We start from the raw sequence: 10859 nt of genomic DNA, 5'->3' as shown, positions 1-10859 counted from the left end.
GGATATATTCGCTAAGGGTGGGTCATTTTCTTTCCGGCGAACCTGGGTCAATTATATCCCGGCGGTGACAGCAGTCTAGGACTTTTTTTCCGGTCCAAGGATGCCGCTGGTTTAATATTCGACTCAGTCTAATGCTTTTTTAAGCGGACGCGGCTGTTTCTAAAACGTTGATCCTGCGCGGATAAACACAGTTAAGTCTAACACATTATTTTCACTGAACACCTTCTTCTTTTGTATACACAAAAGCCGTATCTTCTATCACCACATGATCCACCTCTACTAAACTGCACAGCGTGCTGTTTGCCGGGAGGGAATATCCTTTTTTGCGTAATTCAAGTTCGGCATTTTTCCAGGCGTACTCTTCCGCTGCCAGACAGGGGCGGGGATTGGCACTTAACAGCACGCCAAAAGAGAGCAGCGGGTTTCTCGTAATCGCGAAAGCTGCCCCGGCCAGTCCAAAGCCCAAGGCAGTCGCGCGCTTTGCGTACGCTTTGGTCTTGGTCGAGAGGTAAAGCGACGGATCCAGATTTTCTTCCTGATACTGCTTTCGTTTCCACTGCAAATACTGAATCATCCCTACCGCTGCCAATGCCAACAGATTTTCGCGAACCAGCGCCAATCCCAACGCAGCCGTTCCCAATACCAGATCGGCAGACAACCTGCCTTCCTTGAAAAGCGTCTCGCTTCCCCGTTTCAGCACGGGGTAACCGGTGATGACGGACAATATCCCTGCCGTATAAAAAAGCCCGCTGCTCGTCGCAAGGGCAGACTTGCCGCGAACCAACTGCTTGATCCCGAGGGCACCGATCCCCACGATGGAGGCGGTGACAGCCAGCGGCACTTCCTCACGCCGCTGCTCATGTTCCACGGGCATGGCCTGGAACGTTTCCGAATCTGTTCAGGAATGGCTGTCGCCGTTCCGGCTGCCGCCACCTCTCGGGCAGCGTCGCGATCCACCTGCTGCTTCATTTCCGGATGACGCTGCACATACAGATGTTCCTCGAAGCTTCGGATCAAGGCGCATACTTCACCAAGCGAGGTTGCCTTCTCGTCATAGGTCAGCAGAACTCTGCCCGTATCCGAACACCTTTGACGGAGATGATGCCTTTTCCCTGTGAAAAATACGCGGTCGCCTGGTTCATCCGTTCCTTCGTTCCTTGCTTCCTTTTACGCCATACACGTCCGCTCTGACTCTTCCAGGTAATGCATGTATGTGATTCCCAAATCTCCCGTCGGGATGGTTCTGACCGCTGCCGCGGTTGTGTTCGCCATATCTCCGGAGGCCCGAAAATTTACCAGGCGAATGGCTGTGAAAGGATTGGCCGGGGTGTTATCGGCTGTCGACCAGTTGAAAGCCTCCAGTTCTGCCGCGCAAGGACAATGGAAGCAACTGCTGTCCGAAGCGAAACAAGCGGACTCGGAACAGCAACTCTGCGATCATTCCCCCTCCTTTTATGACAGCGAGATCGAGCCGGTCCCTTTTGCAGCGGAGATGAAAAATCCTTCCCCGGCCGTTAACGTGTTGAACGACGATTATCTGAAAAAGCAGTACGCGGAGTTTGAAAAGCATCCGTAAACGCAAACAAACCTTGATCTCACGGATGATCAAGGTTTGTTGCTTGTTTCTTGCATTAGTGAGCGCTCTCATTTCTCTGTCGGTTGGCCGTCGAAAAACCGTTCAACACGAAATGTCCTGCTTGCGTGCCAAGTGCGCGTCCCAAACGGTCACCCAGCATGCCGCCGGTAATTACGCCGACCCATAACGACCCGGTTTGCACTTCACATCCCTCCTTCCGTGTCAATCGAGCTGAGACAGCAACTTGATCCGTCCGATATCGTGGGCGTTTGCCGGACGTGATGAAGTTTCCCATTAGTCTGTACCGAACCGAAAAACTCATGCAGCCCTGTCCTGACCATTGACTACGGATTCCGGGCTTGCCGCCTGCCGCGTTCATGCGTCTCGCGGCAAACCCGGCAGATTACGGCGCGATGTTTGAGTCCTTTTCGCGTGAGTAAGCCATGCTTCTCGTCTCCGGCGCAAACAGGCTCAACGCCAGGCTGAGCGCTATCCCTGCCATCATGAACCCGCCAAAGATCCAGGGCGATGGACCGTAGGATTTCGCCATGGAGGTCCAGATCAGCGGTCCAAAACCGACAATGGCCGCCGCGATCTGATAACCGACCGACAGGCCCGTATACCGGATTTTGGGCGGAAACAGTTCGGAGAAAAACGTCCCCTGCGTGGAAAAAATCGCCGCCCAGATGATCCCGAGCACGACCGCCTGCATCACGTAAAACCAGCCGGCCCCTTTGCCGATCAGCGAAAAGTAGGGAACCGCCAGAAGGAAGAGAAGAATCAATCCCCCGATGTAGATGCGTTTCCGGCCGACAAAATCAGAAAGGTACCCGATGATCGGGATGGTGACGAGCATGACAGCGCATCCGATCGTCAGGGCGTTCAAGGCCGTGTCACGGGGGTAACTCAGGTAAACGGTGGCAAAGGTGAGCACGTAGGACATGGTGAAGACGTTGAAGAACCCGTCACCCAGCTTCAACCCGATGGCGCGCAGCACGTTTTTCCCGTCGCTGCGGAGCGCTTCGACGATGGGCACCCGCGCGATATCGCCGCTCTCCTTCTGCTCCTGGAAGATCGGGGTTTCTTCGATGCCGCTCCGGATCCAGATCGCCAAACTGACGAGCACGATGCTGAAGAGAAAGGGAATCCGCCACCCCCAGGACATGAACTGCTCGTTGGTCGTGACGTGGCTGATGAGCGAAAAACTTAGAGTCCCGGCCACCAACCCGATCGGTACCCCCATCTGGGGAATCGAGCCGTAAAGCCCGCGGACTCCTTTCGGCGCGGATTCTGTCGCCAGCAGGATGGCTCCGCCCCATTCGCCCCCCAATGAAATCCCCTGGATCAGCCGCAGGATCACCAGGAAAATGGGAGCAAGCAGCCCGACTTGTTCATACGTGGGGAGCAGCCCAATCAGCGTCGAACTGCCTCCCATCCCGACCAGCGTATACATGAGTGCCGCCTTTCGCCCCAGACGGTCACCGAGGTGGCCGAACAGCACGCTGCCAATCGGCCGAGCGGCATAGCCGGCCCCAAAGGTGGAAAAGGCGAGAATCAGCGAAATAGCCGGGTCGTGGGTCGGAAAGAACAGCGTGGAAAAAACCAGGCCGGTTGCCGACCCGTACAAATAAAAGTCATACCACTCAATGATCGAGCCAGCGATGCTGGCAAAGAGGACGCGGAATTTGTTCAAAGGACTTCCTCCCCCTTCCGTTCGGTTGTCACAGCCCGCCGCTTGCTCCCTGCCAGGCACCGGTAATCCGCCGCCCCTTTCTCGCGGATCGCCAGCACCACACACGGGAGCCTGCTCGACACAGTCCGCCGGGGGCACGCGTGCCCCGATTAGACCCTGCGTTTATGCCCCTCCCAGTACCTGGCGCGGAGGTCACGCTTGAGCACCTTGCCATAGGCGTTCTTGGGCAGCTCCTCGACGAAGTCCACCGAGCGAGGCTTCTTGTAGCTGGCGAGGTGATTCCGGCAAAACGAAATCAGCTCCGCTTCCGTGGCCGCGTGCCCCGGCCGCAGCGCCACAACGGCCTTCACCGCCTCCCCCCATTCCGGGTCCGGGACGCCGAAAACGCACACTTCCTGGATGGCCGGATGACACAGCAGCACCTCTTCCACCTCGCGCGGGTAGATGTTGTTTCCGCCGCTGATGATCATGTCCTTCGTCCGGTCCAGAATATAGAGGTACCCATGCTCGTCCATGTACCCGACATCGCCTGTGCGCAGCCACCCGTTCACAATCGTCGCGGAGGTAGCTTCCGGGTCGCGCCAGTATCCCTTCATCACGAGATCGCCCCGCACGGCAATTTCGCCGATGCTCCCAGGCGCCAACGCGCTGCCTTCGGCGTCCTGAATGCGCACCTGCACGCCCATACGGGCTGTACCCGCAGAGGCCAGGCGATCGGGGCGATTCAGGTCGTGCTCGTGGCGGCTGAGGCCGGTCACCGTCATGGGGCATTCGCCCTGCCCGTACACCTGCGCAAATACCGGTCCGAAGGCCTTGATCCCGGCTGCCAGATCCTCCACGTACATGGGAGCGCCGCCGTACACGATGCACCGAAGGCTTCGCAGGTCGTACCGGGTACGCGCCTCCGATTCAATCAAGCGCTTCACCATAGTGGGAGCCATGAACGGAAGCACAGTGACCCGGTGTCTTTCCATCTCGGCAAACACCGTTTCCGGATCAAACCGGGAGGACGGCAGGATCACATTCGTCCCCCCTTTGGCGATCAGGGGAAGGGCGTACAGACCGGAGCCGTGGCTAAGCGGCGCCGCGTGCAGTCCGATGTCGTCGTGACCGAACGGATAGATGTCGGCACAGGTGTTCAGCGCCATCAGCAATAGAATCCGGTGCGTCAGCATCGCCCCTTTGGGCCGCCCCGTGGTGCCCGAGGTGTAGAAGATCCACGCCAGGTCGTCTCCATCAACCGGCTCCACCCACTCCGCCGCATCCCCGCTGTCCAGCAGTGCGCGGTAATCAAGAGCCGTCAACGAATGCCCCCGCTCCTTCCCCGCCAAGCCATCCAAACAAATCGTGACACGGGTTGCAGCGAAGTCCCCCGCAATGCGGTCGAGATCATCCTGGTACACGCCCGCATGCACAAGCACCTTGGCTTCACTATGGTTCAAGATGTAGCGCACCTCGTCCCGGTGGAGGCGGAAGTTCATCGGGACGGCTGCCAGGCCTGCCTTCCACGTCGCAAAAAGCACTTCCAAGAGTTCCGGGCGGTTCGGCGAGAAAATGGCCACCCGTTCCCCTTTCGCCAGGCCAAGTCGGCGCAGTGCACTCGCAGCCCGGTTGACGCGTTCGTTCAACACCCGGTACGTCACCACCGAGTCGCCGCAAATGACGGCCGGATGATCCGGATATGCCGCCGCCGACCGAACTGCCAGATAGCCAAGATTCATACCTGCCATGCAATTGCCCCCCTTGCATCGTCCACGTATGATAAACGGGTCCTGAAACCATTATATTGTCAGAATATCATCAAAATTATGAATAGTACAGGTCGATTGCTTACCTATCGCAAATGGCTGGCGAAAAAACCGTTGAAGTGGATGAGTACAGAGAGGCTTGTTTGATTTACCATAAAGAAAAGGAACATCACGAATTTTCTGGATCCAAAGGAAAGGGGAACGAAAATGGGAAACCAGCAGCATGCCGTTCGCGTGGCTGTCGTCCAGGCTGCCTCCGTCATCATGGACCGGGAGGCCACGACCCAAAAGGCCGTCTCGCTAACCTTGCAGGCGGCGGAAAAAGGAGCGAAACTCGTCGTATTTCCCGAAGCATTTATTCCCGCCTACCCGCGCGGGCTTACATTCGGAACGACCGTGGGAAGCCGATCGCCCGAAGGACGCCAGGATTGGCTTCGCTATTGGGAAAACTCGGTTCCCGTGCCCAGTGAAACAACGGAAGTGCTGGGAGAGGCCGCGCGGAAAGCCGGCGTCTATCTCGTCATGGGTGTCATCGAAAGAGACAGCGAGAGCAGCGGTGGTACCCTGTACTGCTCCGTCCTGTTTTTCGGACCGGATGGAACGCTGCTTGGAAAACACCGCAAGTTGAAGCCGACCGCTTCCGAGAGAATTATCTGGGGCGAGGGTGATGGCAGCACGCTGCCGGTTTTGGATACCCCGTACGGAAAGATCGGGGCCTTGATTTGCTGGGAAAATTACATGCCGTTGGCACGAGCAGCCATGTATGCGAAAGGCGTCCAGATTTATATCGCCCCGACAGCCGATGCGCGTGATGTGTGGCAGTCCACCCTTCGTCATATCGCCCTGGAAGGAAGGTGCTTCGTGCTATCGTGCAATCAATATGTGACAAAGGACATGTATCCGACCGATTTGGCCTGCTATCACGAACTGGAATCATCTCCGCACGAGATGTGCAGGGGAGGCAGCGCAATCGTTGGCCCATTGGGCGAGTATCTCGTGGAACCTGTGTACGGCCGGGAAGACATCCTGATCGCCGATCTCGATTTGCGGCTCATTGCCAGCAGCCAATTCGATTTTGACGTCGTCGGTCATTATGCCAGACCCGATGTTTTCCAACTGCTGGTAAACGAAGAGAAACAAGAGAGCGTCACATGGGTGCGTCATCCCCGCTGACCATCGCATGAACCAACGCATTCGAGCAGCGAGAAAGGAACGACTGATTTCCAGAAAAAAAGCCCAGCGTGTAGACCTTGTCCCTCCGTGCCTAGTCTACACGCTGAACCCTTGATGAAACAGGGGTTTTCTTTTTTGTCGCGGAATGTGCCGGTGATCTGCATGAACGCCCTTTGTGGTTATTCTTTGACGGTAATGGTGCCCTCAAACAATCCCATTCCACAGGTATATCGATAGGTTCCGGGTTTTACTTCCTGCAGCACAATGGAGTTGTCCTTTCCTGGCTCCAGGATGCTGTTTATTCCCAATTCTTCCGAGAACACTTGCCGCAAGCAATCGGCAGCTTCCTCCGTCCGAAAATGAATCCTGGCAGGAATGCCGGCTTTTACTTCAAGATGTTGGGGGCTGTATCCGGAAGCGCTCACGGTAATCGTGGCTTCTTGAACATCGCCAGAGATCTCGGCCTGTGCCGAAGAATGACTGCCAGCCTCATGCGAACTCGCTTGGCTCACGCCGAAGAGATCCGATTTTACGACAAACAGCCCACCTGTGAGGGCGATCAGTCCCACCATCATGCCGACACTGCCGAAAAACGGCCGTTTCCCTTCGTTCTCTTCCTTTTTGGCTGTTCCTGTCTCTTCCTTGATCAACTGCAGCAGAACAACCATCACGGCCGCGAAGAGGATATTGATAAACCAAACCATTGCGGTGGGAAAGACGAGCATTACACCCAGCATGGCTCCCATCATTCCGCCCATGATCCCCGCCAGCATCCCGTCCATGGCCGCCATCAAGCTGACGGGTTTGCCGGCTGAATAACCGGCGATCATCCCGGCCACAACAGCTAAAATGGTGGATTTCGTCACGTCATGATGCATATACACACCGATGAGAATCCCCAGCGTAAGGCTCACCATCATTCCCAGGGTCATCGCGATCATCATTCCGGCGATGCACGTCAATTTCTCCCGCCGTTGATAAATCACAAAGACGATAGAAGCAGTGATCACCAAGATCCACAGCACATTCACGACTGTCACCATCATCCCCCCAAACTCGTGAGCAGCGTCAAATGGAGATTCATGCTTTCTTGACAGCAAACACCTTTCACGTTTGGTAACCGGAAAGCTGTCCATCCCAAACAGAAAGGTGTGTATCCTTTTGGTACGCCACAACTCCCTGTCTCAAGCTGGAAAGCGGAGCGGCTGGCAAGGAAGTCCCCTAGTTTGCAAAAAGAGTCAGCTTCACCGCCTGGATCCACGACTCCAGATCATGGACATCGACAAAACGATCGACATAAGGAAGCGCTGTGCTCATTCCGGTAGCGACAGGTTCGTATCCTTCTTCACCCAGCAGCGGATTGACCCATACGATTTTACCGACCAGCCCGGATAGCGTGTCCATCGCGCGTTTTAACATGTGGGGATGTCCCGTGTCATATCCATCCGAAACAATGATGAGGCATGTCTGTTTCCGCAGCAGACTGCCATACCGATGCGCCAGTCGTGACAGACAAAACCCGATGCGTGTGCCGCCTTTCAACTCGATCAATTGTTCAAAGGGGATGCCATGAACAATGTGACGTGATAACAGCGGTGTAATCCGCTTGATCTCCGTACTAAACACAAACGTTTCCACACGTGCCCTGGTGTGCAAAAAGGCCCAGGCAACCGTGGTGAAAAAATCGGCATGCGGTTTCATCGAGCCGGAGATATCTGTCACAATCACAATTCTCGGGCGAGCCCTTCGATATTTGCGTTTATAGATGACAAGAGGATCTCCCCCATTTTTCATGGCATGTCGGATGGTTCGCCGAAAATCGATGGGAAACCGCCGTCCCTTTTCCAAGCGCCGACTGCGCGGGCTTTCAAATTGAAGGACCGCTTTTCGGGTCCAATACAGGATTTGTTGTAACTGCCCCTCTTTCAGTACGCGAAGCGCGTAGCGTTGACCATGATTGGGGTTGTATGCGCGGAGCATGGCGCCTTCAATCTGCAGGGACGACGAGGTTTCAGCGGAGCCGCTCCCCGACTGCTGCAGCTCGGTATCGCCTTCCAGCACGGTTGTCTGTTTCCATTCGTGCTGGACAACGCCGAAATGACGCTTGAACAGACTCGGAAATATCGCCCATTCTGCCGGATTTTTCACGTAGATGGAGCGCATGGCATCCATCACTTGTTCCATCGACTCGATCTCAATGGCCGATAAGGCCTCGATTGCCGTCAGGCTTTCGGGAGTCCCTACTCGAAATCCGTATTGTCTGAGAAACGGAGCAAAACTCTGCACCTGCTCGATAATCCTGCCGGACAGCAGACCGATCTGTCTGGACAGCACCTCTAGGACTTCCATAACAGGGCCAACCCTTTCTGATACACAAACTCCATATCTTCTTGTGTCTTCAGAACACATCCCAGGGTAAGGGAGATGCTTTCCTCATCCAGCTCACGTACATCCAATTTCTCGATGGCCTGTGCCCAGTCAATCGATTCGGCCATTCCCGGCGGTTTCAACAAAGACCACTGCCTCATTTGACGCACGGCGCGCGTGATTTGACGGATCAGCTCTTCAGCCAATCCCGGCACACGCATCCTGATAATTTCCACTTCGCGCTCCAGGCTCGGATAGTCCAGCCAAACGTATAAGCAGCGCCTGCGGAGAGCATCCGACAGATCCCGGGTACGATTGGATGTCAGGATCACCATCGGGGGCTGTTGAGCGCGGAAGGAACCGATTTCCGGAATCGTAATCTGAAATTCCGCCAAAAATTCCAGCAGCAGCGCTTCAAACTCCTCATCAGCGCGATCCACCTCATCTATCAACAAAACAGGCGCGGGCTGCGACCGCAGCGCTTTTAAAAGCGGACGCTCGATGAGATACTCTTCGGTATAGATATCTGTTGAGATTTTTCGCTGTTCGTGTCCTTCGATGACCGTGCGCGCGGTGAGCAGTTGTTTGGGATAATCCCAATCATACAAGGCATGGGCAGCATCCAATCCTTCGTAGCACTGCAACCGGATAAAGTCAACACCGCGAATCTGCGCCATCACTTTCGCCAATTCCGTTTTTCCAACGCCGGCTGGCCCTTCCATAAGAACAGGGCGCCCGAGACGCCCCGCCAGGTACAGTACGGTTGTGAGTGCCTGATCCGCCACATAACGGGCTCGGCGCAATTCTTCCTGCAGCTTATGAATATGTTCGTTCATTCTGCCTCCTCATTTGTCACCGCCACTTCGCTCTTCAAGGAAACCAGCGCATTTCGTATGTTCTCAAACACTTGTTCGGTAATCTTCCGAGCCTGCCCGTCAATCAAGCGTCCTCCGATCGTGGCAATCGGCCCGCTGACCACGACGTCGCAGGTCCATTTCAAAAGGGTACCCTGCTCCTCTTCCAAATCTTCCAAAAGCATGTTTGCGTTCATATCAACCCCGCTTCCCATGCCTCCCCCCTTGACCGACATGGAAGCCGACTTGCCCTCTTCCTCTACCGTAATACTGTTGGCCAAATCAAAAGCGCCGCGAATAGGGCCTACACCGACACGCACTTTGGCCCGAAAATGGTGGTTGTCGGATACGTCCATGCTTAACAAATCAGGCAGGCACGGTCCCACCTTGTGCGGGTCCATCAGAAAATTCCAAACCATGTCGCGGGATACCGGGATGGTAAAATCTCCACTGTAAGTCTTCATTCTAAATTCCTCCTTCGATATCAACGTTAGACTTCTACCGTACATGCATAGGTTTCAGGATGTTTCAAGAATTCCTGGCGGCAATGCGGGCAACAAAAGCCATACTCCTTGCCCTGGTATTCCGCTTTATGGAGAGTCGTGTTCAAATCCACCACCATGCGGCAGATCGGATCAATCACCTCCCGCCGGGACTTGTTTTCTGTCACAGGCGGCGTCAAATGCGAAAGGGTCTGTTTCTTCCTTCGGGATTCGATGATTTCCGCCAAAATCGTAACCGCGATTTCAGCCGGATCGACCGCTCCCAAATCCAATCCGGCCGGAGCCGAAAGGAAGGAACAAAACGCTTCCGAAACTCCTTGATTCTGCAAATCTGCGAGTACCGCTTCTCGTCGTCTGGGACTTGTGACCAACCCCACATACGAAAGGGAAAATCCCTGCAGCGCCCGGAGGCTTTCCGTGTCATAGAGCCCCATCGAAGCGACAACCACATACGCTCCCGGTGACAAATGTGCGCGGATGGTTTCCGTGAAACGGGACAGGTTGTCGGCGCCATCAGACGACGCATGGTCCAGTGCCACGGATTTTACCTGAAAATCCAGGTGGGCCGCTATTTTTTGCAAGGAATCAGCGATGGGGGAATGACCGATCACCAGTAAAACGGGCGCCGGGAGCTTTGGCTCGATAAACAATTCAACGGTCCCCTCCGAGTGGCAGGTCATCGGCAAAACGGTAATCCCGTCCGTTGAACAAAGCTGCGACGAATCGGACGTGATCAGCACAAGCTGGCTGGTCCCATTTTCGATGCATGTCAATGCTTGTGAAATGACAAGGGATTGTATGCATTGACCGCCAACAAAACCGATCATCTCTCCCGCTTGGGTAACCAATGCTTTTGCGCCAACAATCGCGGAAGAGGGTTTTACGGTTCGAACCACGGTAACCACAGCGAACGGTTCCCGGGCTTCTTCCAATCGAAGCGCCTCT

General features: G+C 55.3%; 10 protein-coding genes. 2 read left to right on the top strand and 8 right to left on the bottom strand.

Annotated features, from left to right (window positions below; translation table 11 throughout):
* Window positions 1-211: 211 nt before the first annotated feature.
* Window positions 212-874 carry a hypothetical protein gene (locus tag M516_RS0114355; RefSeq protein ID WP_029099750.1) on the bottom strand — a complete coding sequence of 221 codons (663 nt, stop codon included), beginning with the start codon at window positions 872-874 and terminating at the stop codon, window positions 212-214.
* Window positions 875-1309: 435 nt separating this feature from the next.
* Here M516_RS0114355 and M516_RS23535 point away from each other — a divergent pair, with 435 nt between their 5' ends.
* Window positions 1310-1576: a hypothetical protein gene (locus tag M516_RS23535; protein ID WP_193746978.1), complete on the top strand. Its 267-nt coding sequence runs from the start codon at window positions 1310-1312 to the stop codon at window positions 1574-1576.
* Between the two features lie 403 nt (window positions 1577-1979).
* Here M516_RS23535 and M516_RS0114340 read toward each other — a convergent pair whose 3' ends face one another.
* Together M516_RS0114340 and M516_RS0114330 are read right to left on the bottom strand one after the other, a co-directional pair.
* Window positions 1980-3269: an MFS transporter gene (locus M516_RS0114340; RefSeq protein WP_029099749.1), complete on the bottom strand. Its 1290-nt coding sequence runs from the start codon at window positions 3267-3269 to the stop codon at window positions 1980-1982.
* Window positions 3270-3418: 149 nt separating this feature from the next.
* The gene (locus tag M516_RS0114330) at window positions 3419-4999 is read right to left on the bottom strand and encodes an acyl-CoA synthetase (protein ID WP_238550978.1); all 1581 of its coding nucleotides are present in this window, start codon (window positions 4997-4999) and stop codon (window positions 3419-3421) included.
* Between the two features lie 225 nt (window positions 5000-5224).
* Between M516_RS0114330 and M516_RS0114325 the strand changes: the two genes are divergently transcribed.
* Window positions 5225-6190: a carbon-nitrogen hydrolase family protein gene (locus M516_RS0114325; RefSeq protein WP_029099747.1), complete on the top strand. Its 966-nt coding sequence runs from the start codon at window positions 5225-5227 to the stop codon at window positions 6188-6190.
* A gap of 179 nt (window positions 6191-6369) precedes the next feature.
* On the opposite strand, the gene M516_RS24370 is transcribed toward M516_RS0114325, so the two are convergent.
* The 5 genes from M516_RS24370 to M516_RS0114300 all read right to left on the bottom strand — a co-directional run bounded on the left by M516_RS24370 (window position 6370) and on the right by M516_RS0114300 (window position 10846).
* Window positions 6370-7236: a cupredoxin domain-containing protein gene (locus M516_RS24370; RefSeq protein WP_051188225.1), complete on the bottom strand. Its 867-nt coding sequence runs from the start codon at window positions 7234-7236 to the stop codon at window positions 6370-6372.
* Window positions 7237-7411: 175 nt separating this feature from the next.
* Window positions 7412-8539, bottom strand: a complete 1128-nt coding sequence (locus M516_RS0114315; protein WP_029099746.1) for a vWA domain-containing protein — start codon at window positions 8537-8539, stop codon at window positions 7412-7414.
* Entirely contained in the window at window positions 8527-9393 is an 867-nt protein-coding gene (locus M516_RS0114310) for an AAA family ATPase (RefSeq protein ID WP_029099745.1), read from the bottom strand. The genes M516_RS0114315 and M516_RS0114310 overlap by 13 nt, the downstream gene beginning before the upstream one ends.
* On the bottom strand, window positions 9390-9875 hold the full coding sequence (locus M516_RS0114305) for an SRPBCC family protein (RefSeq protein WP_029099744.1): 486 nt from the start codon (window positions 9873-9875) through the stop codon (window positions 9390-9392). The genes M516_RS0114310 and M516_RS0114305 overlap by 4 nt, the downstream gene beginning before the upstream one ends.
* A 26-nt stretch (window positions 9876-9901) precedes the next feature.
* The gene (locus tag M516_RS0114300; RefSeq protein WP_193746977.1) at window positions 9902-10846 is read right to left on the bottom strand and encodes an XdhC family protein; all 945 of its coding nucleotides are present in this window, start codon (window positions 10844-10846) and stop codon (window positions 9902-9904) included.
* Window positions 10847-10859 lie beyond the last annotated feature (13 nt).

Source organism: Brevibacillus thermoruber 423, assembly GCF_000454065.1.
In the GTDB taxonomy this organism is placed as follows: domain Bacteria; phylum Bacillota; class Bacilli; order Brevibacillales; family Brevibacillaceae; genus Brevibacillus; species Brevibacillus thermoruber.
The sequence above is the reverse complement of the archived record's forward strand: the minus strand, read 5'-3'. Positions and strand labels throughout refer to the sequence as shown.

Bases quoted from the DNA above. Each gene is read 5' to 3' on its own strand.
- M516_RS0114355 (WP_029099750.1), bottom strand. From the start codon at position 874: ATGCCCGTGGAACATGAGCAGCGGCGTGAGGAAGTGCCGCTGGCTGTC.
- M516_RS0114330 (WP_238550978.1), bottom strand. From the start codon at position 4,999: ATGGCAGGTATGAATCTTGGCTATCTGGCAGTTCGGTCGGCGGCGGCA.
- M516_RS0114325 (WP_029099747.1), top strand. From the start codon at position 5,225: ATGGGAAACCAGCAGCATGCCGTTCGCGTGGCTGTCGTCCAGGCTGCC.
- M516_RS24370 (WP_051188225.1), bottom strand. From the start codon at position 7,236: ATGATGGTGACAGTCGTGAATGTGCTGTGGATCTTGGTGATCACTGCT.
- M516_RS0114315 (WP_029099746.1), bottom strand. From the start codon at position 8,539: ATGGAAGTCCTAGAGGTGCTGTCCAGACAGATCGGTCTGCTGTCCGGC.
- M516_RS0114310 (WP_029099745.1), bottom strand. From the start codon at position 9,393: ATGAACGAACATATTCATAAGCTGCAGGAAGAATTGCGCCGAGCCCGT.
- M516_RS0114305 (WP_029099744.1), bottom strand. From the start codon at position 9,875: ATGAAGACTTACAGTGGAGATTTTACCATCCCGGTATCCCGCGACATG.